The 16,223-nt window shown below is 71.1% G+C and carries 14 protein-coding genes; 12 read left to right on the top strand and 2 right to left on the bottom strand.

Annotated elements, in window-relative coordinates; all coding sequences use genetic code 11:
- Position 1: 1 nt before the first annotated feature.
- On the bottom strand, positions 2–976 hold the full coding sequence (locus RIN75_RS30740; RefSeq protein ID WP_309115547.1) for a LysR family transcriptional regulator: 975 nt from the start codon (positions 974–976) through the stop codon (positions 2–4).
- A 231-nt stretch (positions 977–1,207) separates the two neighbouring features.
- On the opposite strand from RIN75_RS30740, the gene RIN75_RS30735 reads away from it, so the two are divergent.
- Genes RIN75_RS30735 through RIN75_RS30720 form a run of 4 tightly spaced genes read left to right on the top strand, consistent with a single transcriptional unit; the run spans position 1,208 to position 5,935 of the window.
- Positions 1,208–2,710 (top strand): NCS1 family nucleobase:cation symporter-1, encoded by a 1,503-nt coding sequence (locus RIN75_RS30735; protein WP_309115546.1) that lies wholly within the window; start codon positions 1,208–1,210, stop codon positions 2,708–2,710.
- Positions 2,707–3,549: a nitrilase-related carbon-nitrogen hydrolase gene (locus tag RIN75_RS30730; RefSeq protein WP_309115545.1), complete on the top strand. Its 843-nt coding sequence runs from the start codon at positions 2,707–2,709 to the stop codon at positions 3,547–3,549. The genes RIN75_RS30735 and RIN75_RS30730 overlap by 4 nt, the downstream gene beginning before the upstream one ends.
- Positions 3,546–4,931, top strand: a complete 1,386-nt coding sequence (gene hydA / locus RIN75_RS30725) for a dihydropyrimidinase (RefSeq protein ID WP_309115544.1) — start codon at positions 3,546–3,548, stop codon at positions 4,929–4,931. Before RIN75_RS30730 ends, hydA begins: the two co-directional genes overlap by 4 nt.
- An 11-nt stretch (positions 4,932–4,942) precedes the next feature.
- The gene (locus RIN75_RS30720; RefSeq protein WP_309115543.1) at positions 4,943–5,935 is read left to right on the top strand and encodes a TIGR03842 family LLM class F420-dependent oxidoreductase; all 993 of its coding nucleotides are present in this window, start codon (positions 4,943–4,945) and stop codon (positions 5,933–5,935) included.
- A 1-nt stretch (position 5,936) separates the two neighbouring features.
- On the opposite strand, the gene RIN75_RS30715 is transcribed toward RIN75_RS30720, so the two are convergent.
- The gene (locus RIN75_RS30715) at positions 5,937–6,842 is read right to left on the bottom strand and encodes a LysR substrate-binding domain-containing protein (protein ID WP_309115542.1); all 906 of its coding nucleotides are present in this window, start codon (positions 6,840–6,842) and stop codon (positions 5,937–5,939) included.
- A 78-nt stretch (positions 6,843–6,920) separates the two neighbouring features.
- On the opposite strand from RIN75_RS30715, the gene RIN75_RS30710 reads away from it, so the two are divergent.
- The 8 genes from RIN75_RS30710 to RIN75_RS30675 all read left to right on the top strand — a co-directional run bounded on the left by RIN75_RS30710 (position 6,921) and on the right by RIN75_RS30675 (position 16,147).
- Positions 6,921–7,742 (top strand): TIGR03619 family F420-dependent LLM class oxidoreductase, encoded by an 822-nt coding sequence (locus RIN75_RS30710; protein WP_309115541.1) that lies wholly within the window; start codon positions 6,921–6,923, stop codon positions 7,740–7,742.
- 65 nt (positions 7,743–7,807) lie between these two features.
- Positions 7,808–9,838, top strand: a complete 2,031-nt coding sequence (gene thrS, locus RIN75_RS30705; RefSeq protein WP_309115540.1) for a threonine--tRNA ligase — start codon at positions 7,808–7,810, stop codon at positions 9,836–9,838.
- The gene (locus RIN75_RS30700) at positions 9,835–10,377 is read left to right on the top strand and encodes an HIT domain-containing protein (RefSeq protein WP_309115539.1); all 543 of its coding nucleotides are present in this window, start codon (positions 9,835–9,837) and stop codon (positions 10,375–10,377) included. Before thrS ends, RIN75_RS30700 begins: the two co-directional genes overlap by 4 nt.
- 220 nt (positions 10,378–10,597) lie before the next feature.
- Positions 10,598–11,437: a helix-turn-helix transcriptional regulator gene (locus tag RIN75_RS30695; protein WP_309115538.1), complete on the top strand. Its 840-nt coding sequence runs from the start codon at positions 10,598–10,600 to the stop codon at positions 11,435–11,437.
- 981 nt (positions 11,438–12,418) lie between these two features.
- A complete protein-coding gene (gene pgsA / locus RIN75_RS30690) occupies positions 12,419–13,027 on the top strand; it encodes a phosphatidylinositol phosphate synthase (RefSeq protein WP_309115537.1) in 609 nt (202 codons plus the stop codon).
- Positions 13,024–13,956, top strand: a complete 933-nt coding sequence (locus tag RIN75_RS30685) for a phosphatidylinositol mannoside acyltransferase (protein ID WP_309115536.1) — start codon at positions 13,024–13,026, stop codon at positions 13,954–13,956. The genes pgsA and RIN75_RS30685 overlap by 4 nt, the downstream gene beginning before the upstream one ends.
- Positions 13,953–15,071: a glycosyltransferase family 4 protein gene (locus tag RIN75_RS30680; RefSeq protein WP_309115535.1), complete on the top strand. Its 1,119-nt coding sequence runs from the start codon at positions 13,953–13,955 to the stop codon at positions 15,069–15,071. Before RIN75_RS30685 ends, RIN75_RS30680 begins: the two co-directional genes overlap by 4 nt.
- A 110-nt stretch (positions 15,072–15,181) precedes the next feature.
- Entirely contained in the window at positions 15,182–16,147 is a 966-nt protein-coding gene (locus RIN75_RS30675; RefSeq protein ID WP_309115534.1) for an NUDIX domain-containing protein, read from the top strand.
- Positions 16,148–16,223 lie beyond the last annotated feature (76 nt).

Genomic DNA, 16,223 nt, shown 5'->3' with positions numbered 1-16,223 from the left:
GTCAGACCACGGCGTGGTGCGGTACCGCCCCGAACTCCGGGTGCTCGCCCAGCCAACCCGTGTACCGGGGGTTGCGCTCGGCGGTCTCCCGGTACGCCTCCGCCGCGTACCGCAGGACCTGCGGGCCGAACGCCGCGGCCGGGCTCTCCGGGTCCCAGCCCAGCAGGTGCCGCCAGCGCAGCGGCACGCCCTCGATGGGCAGCACGGCCAGGCCGGGCGTGCGGCGGAACGTCGGCTGGCACAGGGCGATCACGTCACCGGACTGCGCGAGGTCGATGCAGCCCATGATGTCCACCTCGTACAGGGTGCGCGGGGTGAACCCGGCCCGCGTGCACGCGGCGGAGAAGCAGTCGCCGAAGCAGCCGTCGCCGGGGGTCGCGGCCCACTGCACGTCCTTCAACGCCGACAGCGGCACCTCGTCCAGCAGGGTCAGCGGGTGGTCCTCGGAGATCAGCACGCACACCGGGTCGACGGCGACGACGCTCCAGGTCAGGCCGTACTCGGACGGCGGCGGCGCGTCCCCGCACACCCCCACCAGCACGTAGTCCAGCCGCCCTTGCGCCACCGACGCCGCCAGTTCCTCGCCCGACCACGACACCCGGGTGCCGACGTGCGCGCCGGGGTGCGCCTCGGTGAGCCGGTGCACCAGGCCGCCCAGCATGGGCCCGTTCACCGCGCCCACGCGGAACCGGTCGCTGGGCTGGTCCTCGTCCGCCAGGCGCAACGCGTCCTCCTGCAACCGGGAGAACGCCGGCAGGAGCACCCGGGCGCGTTCCAGGACCAGTTCGCCCAACGCGGTCGGCCGGGCGCCCTTGTGGTCGCGGTCGAACAGCTTGCCGCCGAGGAGTCCCTCGATGCGGTGCAGTTGCGCGGTCAGGGCGGGTTGGGCCAGTCCCAGCACGGAGGCCGCCTTGGACAGGCTGCCGGCGTCGGCGATCGCGCAGACCACGCGCAGGTGCCGCAGTTCGAGCTTCACCCGACCGAACGTAGGGACTGTGAACGGGGGTGTCGAGGGCCACCGGAGCGCGCACGGCGGGCGTCCCCGACCCGGTTGCGGTGGCAATGGACAGACTGTGCCCTGATCATGGCAAACGTGGACACTCTGACACTGCCCTTCGCACGCGGGCCGACCCGAGGATGCCGGGATGGAAAACGCGCCGATTCGCCCCGCAGGACGGTGTTCCACGAGCGTAACAGGGGAGTGACGATGGCCCTCGACTCCGCAACCCAGGTCACGTCCGATCCCGAAGGCCGCGTCGAGCTGCGCGACCACTCCGCCATCTCCGACAGCCCGCACTACAACCCCGAGCTGGCCCCCGTGCCGCTCGAACAGCGCACCTGGTCGACCTACAACTTCTTCGCGCTGTGGATGGGCATGGCGCACAACATCCCCAGCTACACCCTGGCCGCGTCGCTGGTGGCGCTGGGCATGGACTGGCTCCAGGCGTTCCTCACCATCACCCTGGGCAACCTGATCGTGCTGGTGCCCATGCTGCTCAACAGCCACGCGGGCACGAAGTACGGCATCCCGTTCCCGGTGTTCGCCCGGGCGTTCTACGGGGTGCGGGGCGCGAACCTGGTGGCGCTGCTGCGGGCGTTCATCGCGTGCGCGTGGTTCGGCATCCAGACGTGGGTGGGCGGCAAGGCGCTGCACGTGATCATCGGCCGGCTGGCCGGTGAGGGCTGGACCAACGCGCCGGTGGTGCTGGGCCAGGTGTGGACGCTGTGGCTGTGCTTCCTGGGCTTCTGGGTGGTGCAGATGCTGGTGATCTGGCGCGGCATGGAGGCCGTCCGCCGGTTCGAGAACTGGACCGCTCCCCTGGTCAGCGTCGGGTTCCTCATCCTGCTGGCGTACGTGGCGATCAAGGCGGGCGGGTTCGGGCCGATCCTGTCCGAGCCGTCGAAGCTGGGCTGGGGCCCGGAGTTCTGGCAGGTGTTCTTCCCGGCCCTGATGTCCATGATCGCGTTCTGGTCGACGCTGTCGCTGAACATGCCGGACTTCACCCGGTTCGGCGGCAGCCAGCGCAAGCAGGCGATCGGGCAGGTGCTCGGGCTGCCCACCACGATGTCGTTCATCGCGATCGTGGCGATCCTGACCACGTCCGGCGCGGTGGCGTTGTACGGCGAGGCCATCTGGGACCCGGCGGAGCTGGCCGGCAAGTTCGACTCCACCTCCGTCGTGCTGGTGGCGCTGGTGGCGCTGGTGCTGGCGACGATCTCGGCGAACCTCGCGGCGAACGTGGTGAGCCCGTCCTACGACTTCTCCAACGCGTTCCCGAAGAAGATCACGTTCGCGCTGGGCGGCCTGATCACCGGCGTGATCGGCATCGTCATCCAGCCGTGGCGGCTGATCTCGGACCCGAACATCTACATCTTCACCTGGCTGGGCTTCTACGGCGGGCTGCTGGCGTCGGTGGCCGGCGTGTTCATCGCGGGCTACTGGCTGATCGCCCGGACCCGCCTGGAACTGCCCGACCTGTACCTGTCCGGGCGCGGCGCCTACTGGTTCCGCGCCGGTTGGAACTGGCGCGCGGTGGTGGCGACCATCGCGGGCTCGGTGCTCGCGGTGGGCGGCGCGAACGGGGGTCCGTTCCCGGTGGACGGGCTGATCCCGGTGCTGAAACCGCTCTACGCCTACAACTGGGTCGTCGGCCTGCTCGGCGGCCTCCTCGTCTACCTGGCGCTTGCGCCGCGGAGGGAGCACGCGTGAGCAACATCATCCGAGCCGGTCTCGTGCAGCAGAAGTGGACCGGTGACAAGGAGTCGATGATCGCGAACGCGGTGGAGGCGGTCCGCACCGCCGCGTCGCAGGGCGCGCAGGTCGTGTGCCTGCAGGAGCTGTTCTACGGGCCGTACTTCTGCCAGGTGCAGGACGCGGACTACTACTCCTACACCGAGGGCATCCCCGACGGGCCGACCACCGAGCTGATGTGCCAGGTGGCCGAGCAGAACGGGGTCGTGCTCATCGTGCCGATGTACGAGCAGGAGCAGCCCGGCGTCTACTTCAACACCGCCGCCGTGATCGACGCGGACGGCACCTACCTGGGCAAGCACCGCAAGAACCACATCCCGCAGGTGAAGGGGTTCTGGGAGAAGTTCTACTTCCGGCCCGGGAACCTGGGCTACCCGGTGTTCGACACCGCGGTGGGCAAGATCGGCGTGTACATCTGCTACGAGCGGCACTTCCCGGAGGGCTGGCGCGCGCTCGGGCTGGGCGGGGCGCAGATCGTGTTCAACCCGTCGGCGACCTCGCGCGGGCTGTCGGAGTACCTGTGGCGGCTGGAGCAGCCGGCGGCGGCGGTGGCGAACGAGTACTACGTGGGCACGATCAACCGGGTGGGCGTGGAACCGTTGGGCGACAACGAGTTCTACGGCCAGTCGTACTTCGTGGACCCGCGCGGCCAGCTCGTGGGCGAGGCGGCGTCGGACACGGAGGAGGAGGTCGTCGTGCGCGACCTCGACATGGACAAGCTGGCCGAGGTGCGCGACCTGTGGGCCTTCTACCGCGACCGCCGCCCCGACTCGTACGAATCGCTGGTGAAGCCATGACCATCCTGATCAAGGGCGGCCTGGTGGTCAACGCCACCGGGGCCGTCACGGCCGACGTGCTGGTGGACGGCGAGAAGATCGCCGCCCTGGTGGCGCCCGGCTTTCCTTTGCAGGCCGACGAGACCGTCGACGCCACCGGGAAGTACGTGATCCCGGGCGGGATCGACGCGCACACCCACATGGAGATGCCGTTCGGCGGCACGTTCTCCGCCGACACCTTCGCCACCGGCACCACGGCGGCGGCGTGGGGCGGCACGACGACCATCATCGACTTCGCCGTGCAGGCCAAGGGCACCTCACTACTGTCCACTTTGGACAAGTGGCACGCGAAGGCGGACGGGAACTGCGCGATCGACTACGGGTTCCACATGATCGTCTCCGACGTGACCGACACGTCGCTGAAGGAGATGGAGTCCTGCGTCGAGGCGGGCGTGAACACGTTCAAGATGTTCATGGCCTACCCCGGCGTCTTCTACGCCACCGACGGCGAGATCCTGCGCGCGATGCAGAAGGCGCGCGAGACCGGGTCCACGATCATGATGCACGCCGAGAACGGCATCGCGATCGACCAACTGGTGGCGCAGGCGCTGGCGGAGGGCCGGACCGAACCGGTCGAACACGGCCTGACCCGGCCGGCGGAGCTGGAGGGCGAGGCGACGTCGCGGGCGATCACGCTGGCCAAGGTCACCGGGTCGCCGCTCTACATCGTGCACCTGTCGGCGGCGCAGGCGCTGGACGCGGTGACCAAGGCGCGGGACACCGGGCAGAACGTGTTCGCCGAGACCTGCCCGCAGTACCTGTACCTGTCGCTGGAGGACCTGGCCAAGCCCGACTTCGAGGGCTCGAAGTACGTGGCCTCTCCCCCGCTGCGGCCCAAGGAGCACCAGTCGGAGCTGTGGCGGGGCCTGCGCACCAACGACCTGTCGGTGGTGTCGACCGACCACTGCCCGTTCTGCTTCAAGGACCAGAAGGAACTCGGCCGCGGCGACTTCTCCAAGATCCCCAACGGGATGCCCGGCGTCGAGCACCGGATGGACCTGCTGCACCAGGGCGTGGTGAAGGGCGAGATCAGCCTCGCGCGGTGGGTGGAGATCACTTCCACCACCCCGGCCCGGATGTTCGGGCTCTACCCGCGCAAGGGGGTCGTCGCGCCGGGCGCGGACGCCGACCTGGTGGTGTACGACCCGAAGCCCCGCCAGACCATCTCGGCGGCCACGCACCACATGAACGTGGACTACTCGGCGTACGAGGGCATGGAGATCACCGGCCGGGTGGACACCGTGCTCTCGCGCGGCCGGGTGGTGGTCGACGGCGCGGGCTTCCACGGCGCGCCCGGCCACGGCCGCTTCCTGTCCCGCGACCTGAACCAGTACCTGGCGTGAGGGGGCCGGCCGTGGACTTCGGTGTCGTGCTGCAAACCGACCCGCCCGCGCGGGACGTCATCGCGGGCCTGAAAGCCGCCGAGGACAACGGTTTCCGCTACGGCTGGACGTTCGACTCGACGGTGCTCTGGCAGGAGCCGTTCGTCATCTACTCGCAGGTGCTCGCGCAGACGTCGTCGCTGGTGGTCGGCCCGATGGTGACCAACCCGAGCACGCGGGACTGGTCCGTGCTCGCGTCCCTGTTCGCGACCTTGAACGACATGTTCGGCAACCGCACGGTGTGCGGCATCGGCCGGGGCGACTCCGCGCGCCGCGTGATCGGCCAGAAACCGGCGTCGCTGGCGTACCTGTCGCAGGCCATGACCGTGATCAAGGGCCTGGCCGAGGGTCGGGAGGTTCAGCACCACGGCACACCCGTGCGCATCCCGTGGGTGCGCGACGGCAAGTTGGAGATGTGGATGGCCGCGTACGGTCCGCGCGCGCTCAAGATGGTCGGCGAGCAGGCCGACGGGTTCATCCTGCAAACGGCCGACCCGGACATCGCCCGCTGGACCATCGGCTCGGTGCGCGAGGCGGCCGTGGCCTGCGGGCGGGACCCGTCCTCGATCACCATGTGCGTCGCCGCGCCCGCGTACGTCGGCGACGACCTGCCCCACCAGCGCGACCAGTTGCGGTGGTTCGGCGGGATGGTCGGCAACCACGTCGCCGACCTGGTCGAGCGCTACGGCGCGGACGGCGTGGTGCCCAAGGCGCTGACCGACTACATCAAGGACCGGGAGGGCTACGACTACTCCCACCACGGCAAGGCGGGCAACCGTTCGACGGATTTCGTGCCGGACTACATCGTCGACCGGTTCTGCCTGCTCGGTCCGGCCTCCGCGCACGTGGAACGGTTGCAGCAGTTGAAGGAACTGGGCGTGGACAACTTCGCGCTGTACCTGATGCACGACGAGAAGGAGAAAACCCTGACCACGTACGGGAACGAGGTCATCCCGCACGTCTAGGTCAGCGATCCTGGAGCCGGTGGCGTAGCTGCACCGCCAACTGTGCAGCTACGTCATGCAACGCGTCCGCGAACGGGTGTCCCTCGTCGTCCGCCCTTGTCGCGATCACGACGGTTCGGCGGGCCTGCGGGTCGCGAACCCGGACCAGGGCCACGTCCGGCCGGACGGCGGGCGCGGCCAGGCCCGGCACGAGTGTCACGCCCAGTCCGGCCGCCACCAGGCCCAGCTTCGCCGTCCACTCCCGGACCGCGTACTCGACGCGCGGCGGGTCCGGCCAGGCGGCCAGGAACGTGTCGCTGGGGTCGTGGCTGCCCGCGATCCACCGCTGGCCCGCCAACTCGGTCAAGCCCACCGCGCCCCGGCCCGCCAGCGGGTGGTCGCGGGCGACGGCCAGCAGCAGCACGTCATCGAGGAGCGGTTCGAACGTCAGGCCCTCCTCCGCCGGGACGCCGGGCAGGGTGACGACCACCGCCAGGTCGACCGTCCGCGCGCGCAACCGCCGCAGGTGGGTCGGGGTCAAGCCCTCCCTGAGCACCAGGTCGATGCCGGGGTGAGCGGACCGGAAGGCCACGATCGCCTGCGGGACCAGCGACGCCACGGCCGTCGGGAACGCGCCGACGCGCAGTCGGCCCCGGCTGCCCCGCACCCCGTCCAGCTCTCGCCGCGCGGAGTCGACCTGGTCAAGGACGGCGTCGGCGTGGCGGCGCAGCACGTGGCCGGCGGCGGTCAGGCGGACGCCCCGGGCGGTCCGGTCGAACAACCGCGTGCCGGCCGCCGACTCCAGGGCGGCAACCTGCCGGGAGACCGCCGACTGCGTGTAGCCCAGCGCCTCGGCGGCGGCCGTGAAGGTGCCGCGAGTGGCGACCTCCCGCAGGACGCGCAGGCCGATCAGGGTGAACTCCGCCATGAGGCATGCCTATCACGCATTGGTCGCGTGCCAGATGCTCATTTGTCGCATGGCATGGGCGAACCTACGTTCGGAGCCATGAAGATCGGCCTGTTCGGCATCAACATGGGGCCCTGCGCGGAGCCGGGGGCGTTGGCGAAGATCGGCGGGCTCGCCGAAGAACTCGGGTACCACCGGCTGTGGCTGGGCGAACACGTCGTCGCCCCCTCGCCGCGGGTGCCGCCGTCGCCGATGGACCCGGACCTGCCGATCCTCGACCCGTTGATCGCGCTGACCTACCTGGCCGCGCTCACCCGCACGATCCGGCTCGCCACCGGGATCGTGATCCTGCCCCAGCGCAACCCGGTCGTGCTGGCCAAGGAACTGGCCAGCCTGGACGTGCTCAGCGGCGGGCGGCTCGACCTGGGCGTCGGGGTCGGGTACGTGGAACCGGAGATGCGCGCGGTCGGCGTGCCGATGGCGGGGCGGGGTGCGCGGGCCGACGAGTACCTGGCGGCGATGCGGGCGCTGTGGGAAATGCCGGCGCCGGCGTTCCGCGGCGAGCACGTGGCGTTCAGCGGGGTCGACGCCCACCCGAGGCCGCGGCAGCGACCCGTTCCGGTGTTCGTGGGCGGACACAGCGTGACGGCCCATCGGCGTGCGGCACGTCACCAGGGGTGGTACGGGTTCATGCTCGACCGGCGGCAGACGGCCGAGCGGGTCGCCTCCCTCGGCCCGGGCGTCGAGGTGGTGGTGACGCCCTCAGAACGGCTCGACCCGACCGTGGTGGCCGATTACGCGGAGTTGGGGGTGCACGAACTGGCGGTGTGCCCGCCCCGACGGCATTGGCTGCCGAGTGCCCCGGTGGACGCGTGGGAGGAGTTCGTGCGGGCGAACGCGCCGTCAACCGATGTCCGCTGATAAGCGCTGGGTGAGCACCGATAACATCTCGGGGAAAGGCACCACCAGCGACCCGAGGAGTCACCGTGTCCCAGTCGAGCCCCGCAGCCGCTCTCGCCCCACCGCGCGTGGTGGTGCCGGCCGGGACCACTGCGGGCACCGCCGTCCGGGAAGCCGGGCTGCCGGGCAAGGGGCCGGACGCGATCGTCGTGGTCCGCGACGCCGAGGGCCACCTGCGCGACCTGTCGTGGGCGCCGAAGGTGGACGTCGAGGTCGAGGCGGTGGCCGCGGACACCCCCGACGGCCGCAGCGTGATCCGGCACTCCGCCGCGCACGTGCTGGCCCAGGCCGTGCAGCAGCAGTTCCCCGAGGCCAAGCTGGGCATCGGCCCGCCGGTCAAGGACGGCTTCTACTACGACTTCCAGGTCGAGAAGCCGTTCACCCCCGAGGACCTGCAGGCGCTGGAAAAGCGCATGAAGCAGATCATCAAGGGCGCGCAGCGGTTCGACCGGCGCGTGGTCGAGTCCGTCGACGCGGCCAAGGCGGAGCTGGCGAACGAGCCGTTCAAGCTGGAACTGGTCGACATCAAAGCCGAAGGGTCGAGCACCGTTGTGGACTCCTCGGAAATCATGGAGGTCGGCGGCGGCGAGCTGACGATCTACGACAACCTCGACCCGCGCTCCGGCGAGCGGGTGTGGGGCGACCTGTGCCGCGGCCCGCACGTGCCGACGACCAAGCACATCCCGGCGTTCAAGCTGACCCGCGTGGCGGCGGCGTACTGGCGCGGCAACGAGAACAACCCGCAGCTTCAGCGCATCTACGGCACGGCGTGGGAGTCCCAGGAGGCGCTGGACGCCCACCTGGAGCTGCTGGCCGAGGCCGAGCGCCGCGACCACCGCAAGCTCGGCGTCGAGCTGGACCTGTTCAGCTTCCCCGACGAGCTGGGCTCGGGCCTGGCGGTGTTCCACCCCAAGGGCGGCATCATCCGCCGGGAGCTGGAGAACTACTCGCGCCGCCGGCACGAGGAAGCCGACTACGAGTTCGTGAACACGCCGCACATCAGCAAGAGCGGCCTGTTCCACACCTCGGGGCACCTGCCGTACTACGCGGACACGATGTTCCCGCCCATCGAGTTCGAGGGCGAGGACTACTACCTCAAGGCCATGAACTGCCCGATGCACAACCTGATCTTCAGGTCGCGCGGGCGGTCCTACCGCGAGCTGCCGCTGCGGCTGTTCGAGTTCGGCACGGTGTACCGGTACGAGAAGTCCGGTGTGGTGCACGGCCTGACCCGCGTGCGCGGCCTGACCATGGACGACTCGCACATCTACTGCACCAAGGAGCAGATGGGCGCGGAGCTGCGGTCGCTGCTCAAGTTCGTCCTCGACCTGCTCGCCGACTACGGCCTGACGGACTTCTACCTGGAACTGTCCACCCGGGACGACTCGCCGAAGTTCATCGGCGACCCGCAGGAGTGGGAGGACGCCACCGAGACGCTGCGGCAGGCGGCCGAGGACTCCGGCCTGGAACTGGTCCCGGACCCGGGCGGCGCGGCCTACTACGGCCCGAAGATCTCGGTGCAGGCCAAGGACGCCATCGGCCGGTCGTGGCAGATGTCGACCATCCAGCTGGACTTCAACCAGCCCAAGCGGTTCGAGCTGGAGTACACCGCGCCGGACGGCTCGCGGCAGCGGCCGATCATGATCCACCGGGCGCTGTTCGGGTCGATCGAGCGGTTCTTCGGCGTGCTGACCGAGCACTACGCGGGCGCGTTCCCGGCGTGGCTGGCCCCGGTGCAGGTGGTCGGCATCCCGATCGCCGACGAGCACGTGGAGCACCTGGAGCAGGTCGCGGCTGCGTTGAAGTCGCACGGCATCCGGGTCGAAGTGGACGCTTCCGACGACCGGATGCAGAAGAAGATCCGCAACCACACCACGCAGAAGGTCCCGTTCATGCTGCTGGCCGGCGGCAAGGACGTGGAGAGCGGCGCGGTGTCCTTCCGGTTCCGGGACGGGACGCAGATCAACGGCGTGCCGGTGGCGCGGGCCGTGGAGACCATCGTGGACTGGGTGGCGCGGCGCGAGAACGCCTCGCCCACGGCGGAACTGGTCCAGTGACGCCGCGGTACGAGGAGCAGGACGGGGTCGGGGTCCACGACGCGCTGCAACGGCTGTGGACCCCGCACCGCCTCTCGTACGTGCGCGGTGAGGGCAAGGCGGTCGGCGACGAGCCGGAGGGCTGCCCGTTCTGCCGGGTGGTCGAGCTGGACGACGCCGACGGCCTGATCCTCGCGCGCGGCGAGCGGGTGTTCGCGGTGCTCAACCTGTACCCGTACAACCCCGGGCACCTGATGGTCCTGCCGTACCGGCACGTCCCGGACTACACGGACCTGACGGTGGAGGAGACGGCCGAGTTCGCGGCGTTCACGCAGCGGGCGATGCGCGTGATCTGGGCCGTGGCGTCGCCGCACGGGTTCAACATCGGCATGAACCAGGGCGTCGTGGCCGGGGCCGGGATCGCGGCGCACCTGCACCAGCACGTGGTGCCCCGGTGGGGCGGGGACGCGAACTTCATGCCGGTCATCGGGCACACCAAGGTCCTGCCGCAGCTGCTCGGCGAAACCCGGCAGTTGTTGTCGGAGGCCTGGCATTTGTGATTCGCGGTCGCCGGTAATCGCCCGTGCAGCTGCATTGGCGGTTGTTGTTCGGTGTTGGGGGTTGTGCCGGCACTTGTCGCGAGTCGGGCGCTTGTCGCGGGTCGGGCGCTTGTGGGGTGGCGCGAATCACGTGCGATGTGCCGGATGATCTCCGGGTAACGGCCAGTATTCCCTGTGTGGCCGATCGTCACGGATCGCGTTCATCGATAACGTGCGTTTCATGACCGCACCTGAGCGTTCGCGGCTGGCCCGAGAACGGCTCTCGCGCGAGTTACGCAGGCTGCGCACGGAGGCCAAGATGACCGGCACGGCCACCGCGCGGGCGACCGGGATGAGCCAGTCGAAGCTGTCCAAGATCGAGAACGGCATGCTCCTCCCGTCCGTGACCGACGTGGAGCGCCTGGTCGCCGAGCTGTCGGCGACCCGGGAAACCCGGCTCGAACTGGTCGAGCTGGCCCGCCAACTGCACGCCGAAGCCGAAACCCGCCGCGTCGTCCTGCACCGCGGCGCCCACCGCCACCAGCAGACCGTCGCCCGCATCGAGGCGAGGGCGACCACGAGCCGCTTCTTCCAGAACGCCGGGGTCCCGGCGCTGTTGCAGAGCGAGAACTACCTCCGGGTGGTGCTGTCCGCCACGCCGGCGCACGAGCAGGAGACCGCGGTGGCGACGCTGCGCAGCCGCCGGGCGCGGATGGACGACCTGGGCAAGCGGTTCGTGTTCCTGCTCGCCGAGGCGGCCCTGCGGTGGCGGATGGGGTCGGCGGACCTGATGTGCGAGCAGCTGGACCACCTGCGTGCCTTGATGCGACGGCCGAACGTGCAGTTGGGGGTGGTGCCGTGGACAGCGGATGTGAACACGGTGGCGCTCCACGGGTTCCAGGTTTACGACGAGCGAGTGGTGACGTTGAGCGTGTTGACCGGGAACGCGACGATCACCGACCCGCACGACGTGCGCGAGTACTTGACGTTGTTCAACCGGTTGGAGAGGTTGGCGATGCGGGGGGAGCAGCTGGAGGACCTGCTGGACACGATCGCAACTGACCATCGGAAGCTGGGGTGACCCTGCTGGGGTGACCCTGCTGGGGTGACTTGGCTGGGGTGACTTGGCTGGCGTGATCCCGCGGGGGTGACTTGGCTGGGGTGACCTGGTCCGACCGGGCTGACCTGGTCCGTCCGGGCTGACCTGGTTCGACGTGGCTGATCGGGGCGCCTCGGCGCTACTGGGCGGCTGTGGTCGGCGGCGCGTGTGGGGCGGTGCGGCTCGGGGGTGCCGAGCCGCGGGTTGGGTTGGCGCGGGTGCCTCGGCGGGGTGGCGTGTCTTCTGCGGCTTCCGGACGGTCGGTGGTCGGCACGGCACAGGGCGCACAAGCCAGGGCGGCGCTGCCGCCGCCTCGCGGCTCCGCCGCGCGCGACTTCGTCGCCGGCACCTCGCCGCACTCCACCCTCCCCGTCCCCGGCCGCCGGACCGCCCCCGGTCGCTGCCCACCCCATCGCGCGCCCCACCGGCAGCCGCCCCGCCCTCGGCAGCCGCCGCCAGCCACCGCACGCCCGCCGGACCCGTGCCCCGCCACCCGCCGCCTGGCCACCGCCCCGCCGCCGGACTCGCGTCCCGCCGCTTGGCCGCAATCCCCGCAGCCGGACTCGTGCCCCGACACCCGCCGCCTGGCCGCCGCCTCTCCCCTCGCCCCGCAGCCTCACCATCCCCGCCACCCACCGCCCTATCCCCTCGCCCGCCGGCCACCCACCAGGTCGCCGCCCCTCCTCTTGCCCGCCTCCACCCAGCCCTCCCCCACCCCACCGGACCGTCGCCGGCCGCCGGTTTGGCGCGCGTTCGATCACCCCCGCCACCCTCCTCCCCCTGCTTTGTCGGTGCCCCGTGGGACAATGGAGACGGGGGCCGGAGGCCGCGACCGAGAGTGTTCTGGCTGGTGGTGGGCGACACGACAGGGATCTTCCGCCTACCGCGTCGGCTCGGGCTGAGCTGGGCCGTTAGGCTGCCTGGGACCCAGTCGTCCCCACCGGTAGGTGCAGTCGCCGCCCCATGCTGAACATCTTCGCCCGCGCGTCGGTTTCGCGCGTCACCGATCCGATCGGGGCGTGGCTGCTGCGCCGCGGCCTCACACCCAACGTCGTCACCGTGGCGGGGACGGTCGGTTCCGTCGCCGCCTCCCTCTGGTTCATCCCGCGCGGGCAGTTGTTCGTGGGAGCGGCGGTGGTTACGGCGTTCGTGTTGTTCGACCTGATCGACGGCGCGATGGCGCGGGCGCAGGGGGGTGGGACGAAGTTCGGGGCCGTGTTGGACGCCAGTTGCGACCGGATCGCGGACGGGGCCCTGTTCGCGGCGGTCGCGTGGTGGTGCTTCGGGGCCGGGGAGCACGGGTTGGCGGCGGCCTCGATGGTTTCGCTGGTGGGTGCGCAGGTCATCTCGTACGTGAAGGCGCGCGCGGAGGCCTCCGGGTTGGCGGCCGACGGCGGGGTCGCGGAGCGGGCCGAGCGGTTCATCGTCGTGCTGGTCGGGGTTGGGCTGCACGGGCTCGGTGTTCCGTACATCCTGCCCGTGGCGCTGTACCTGCTGGCCGCGCTGGTCCTGGTCACCGTGGTGCAGCGGGTGGTGGCCGTGTGGCGTGCCGCGAAGGAGCTGGGGACATGAAGGAGCGGCTGGCCGACCTCGGGTACGCGGCGGGGTGGCGGCTGGTGCGGCTGTTGCCGGAGAAGTGGGCGGTAGCGGCGTTCGACCGGGCCGCCGACTTCGCCGCCAAGCGCGATGGTGACGGGGTCCGGCAGTTGCGCGCCAACCTGCGGCGGGTCGTGCCGCAGGCCGGGGAGGCCGAGCTGGACGACCTGGTCCGGCTGAGCCTGCGCTCCTACGCCCGCTACTGGCGCGAGGCGTTCCGCCTGCCGTCGATGGACCTCAAGGCCGTCTACGCCGAGTGCGACCGGACCATCAGCGGTGTCGAGAACCTGGACGCGGCGCTCAAGGCGGGCAACGGCGCGGTCTGCGCGCTGCCCCATTGCGGCAACTGGGACATGGCGGGTGTGTGGCTGGTCGGGCACGTCGGTTCGTTCAGCACGGTCGCCGAACGGCTCCAGCCGGAATCGCTCTACCAGCGGTTCATCCGGTTCCGCGAGTCGCTGGGCTTCGAGGTGCTTCCGTTGACGGGCGGTGAGCGCAACCCGGCGGTGGTGTTGACCGAACGGCTGCGGGCGAACGGTGTCGTGTGCCTGCTCGCCGATCGGGACCTGACCGCAGGCGGTGTGCCGGTGACGTTCTTCGGGGAGCGGACCCTGATGCCCACCGGCCCCGCTCACCTGGCCGCGACGACCGGCGCGGCGCTGTTGCCGGTGGGGCTGTGGTTCACCGATGGCGGCTGGTCCATCCGCATCCACCCGCCGATCCGGGTGTCGGGCACGAGCGGGGTCGGGCCGGCCACCCAGCAGATGGCCGACGTGTTCGCCGCCGACATCGCCGCGCACCCCACCGACTGGCACATGCTCCAGAAGCTGTGGTTGGCCGACCTGCCGAAGAGCAGGCAGCGGGCGCTGCAACGGGTCCTGGCCCGCAGGGAGGGCACCCGGTGAAGGTCGGCATCGTCTGCCCGTACTCCTTCGAGGTCCCCGGAGGGGTGCAGGCGCACGTGGTCGACCTGGCGCGCGCCCTGCGCTCCCTTGGCCACGAGGTCGAGGTGCTGGGGCCGGCGGACGACGACACGCCCGTGCCCGAGTTCGTGACCCCGGCCGGGCGGGCGGTGGGCATCCCCTACAACGGGTCGGTGGCGCGGCTTTCGTTCGGGCCGGTGTCGTTCACGCGGGTCCGGCGGTGGATCGCCGAGCACGACTTCGACGTGCTGCACCTGCACGAACCGACCGCGCCGTCGCTGTCGATGCTGGCGCTGATGGTGGCGGACGGGCCGATCGTCGCGACCTTCCACACCTCCACGCCGCGGTCGAAGATGCTGGCCGCGTTCCAGGGGGTGCTCCAGCCGTTCCTGGAGAAGATCACCGCGCGGATCGCGGTGTCCGCGCTGGCCCGGCGGGTGCAGGTGGAGCACCTGGGCGGGGACGCGGTGGAGATCCCCAACGGGGTGGACGTCGGGTTCTTCGCCGACGCGTCCCCGTTGGACGGTTACCCGCGTCCGGGCGGGACGGTCGGGTTCGTCGGCCGGTTCAGCGAGCCGCGCAAGGGGATGCCGGTGCTGCTGGAGGCGTTCCGGGCGCTGCCGGCGGAGGTCCGGCTGCTGGTCGTGGGGCGCGGGGACGAGGACGAGTTCCGCAAGGCGGCGGGACCGGAGTTGGCGGCCCGGACGGTGTTCCTGGGCATGGTCGACGACGAGACCAAGGCGCGGGCGCTGCGCAGCGTCGACGTGTACTGCGCGCCGAACACGGGTGGCGAGAGCTTCGGGATCATCCTCACCGAGGCGATGTCGGCGGGTACGGCGGTGGTGGCCAGCGACCTGGACGCGTTCCGCCGGGTGCTGGACGACGGCAAGGCGGGGGTGCTGACCCCGGTGGGCGACTCGGCGGCGCTGGCGGCGGCGTTGGGCGACCTGCTGGCGGACCCGGGTCGGCGGGCGGACTACGTGGACGCGGCGCGGCAGCGGGTCATGACCTACGACTGGTCCGTGGTGGCGGCGCAGGTGCTGCGGGTGTACGAGAGCGCGATGGCGGCCGACCCGCGGCGGGTGGGTGAAGCGTGACGAGTTCAGGCGGGGCGTGGCGGGTGCGTGGGGCACGGCCGGTTCCGGTGTGCCGCGGCAGGTGGGTGAGGCGTGACCAGTTCGGGCGGGGCGCGGCGAGTGGGTGAAGCGTGACGAGTTCCGGTGTGGCGCTGACGTTCCTGGTGCTGCTGGGGGTCGTGGTGCTGGTCGGGCCGTGGGTGTTGGGCACCGCCAACCGGCTGGACCGGCTGCACGTGCGGACCGACGCGGCGTGGGCGGCGCTGGACGCGGCGCTGGCGCGGCGGTCGGTGGTGACGCGGGCGGTCGCGGCGGTGTGCGGGACGGACGAGTTGCGCGCGGCGGCGGATCGGGCGGAGCGTGCCGGGCGGGCCGACCGCGAGACCGCCGAGAACGAGCTGAGCGCCCTGCTCGACGGGCTGGACCGGTCCGTGCTGGCGCCCGCGCTGGCGGCCGAGTTGGCCGACGCCGAACAGCGGGTCGTGCTGGCGCGGCGCGTGCACAACGACGCCGTCCGGGACACGCTGGCGTTGCGGCAGTGGCGGATGGTCCGGTGGCTGCGGCTGGCCGGCACCGCGCCGACGCCGTCGTACTTCGAGATCGCCGAACCGGACACCGACGCCCCGACGCCGCGCCTGTCGGCGCGGATCGTGCTGGCCGACGAGACCGGGCGGGTGCTGCTGTTCGAGGGGTTCGACCCGGCGCGGCCCGACGAGTTCTTCTGGTTCACCGTGGGGGGCGGGGTCGAGCCGGGCGAGGAGCTGCGGGACGCGGCCGTGCGGGAGGCGCACGAGGAGACCGGGCTGGTGGTGGCGCCGGACGAGCTGGTCGGGCCGGTGTGGAAGCGGCACGTCGCGTTCACCTTCGACGGGCTGAGCTTCGCGTCGGAGGAGTGGTTCTTCGTGCACCGGGTGGACGGCGTGGAGGTCGACACGTCGCGGTTCCAGGAGCTGGAGCAGCGGACCATCCGACAGCACCGGTGGTGGTCGGTGGACGAGCTGCGCGAGACCGGGGACACGGTGTACCCGGTGCAGCTCGCCGAGGTCCTGCCCGACGCCCTGAACGGCTGGGACGGCACCACCCGTTCCATCCGCTAGCCCGGACTGGGCCCAGCCACCCCATGCGTGTCGAGCTGGATCGGGCCAGCCGCCTTGACCACTGAGCCGGGAGCCG

It is taken from the genome of Saccharothrix sp., assembly GCF_031180885.1.
GTDB lineage: Bacteria > Actinomycetota > Actinomycetes > Mycobacteriales > Pseudonocardiaceae > Actinosynnema.
Note: the sequence above shows the minus strand (reverse complement) of the source record. Positions and strands in the feature narration are given on the sequence as shown.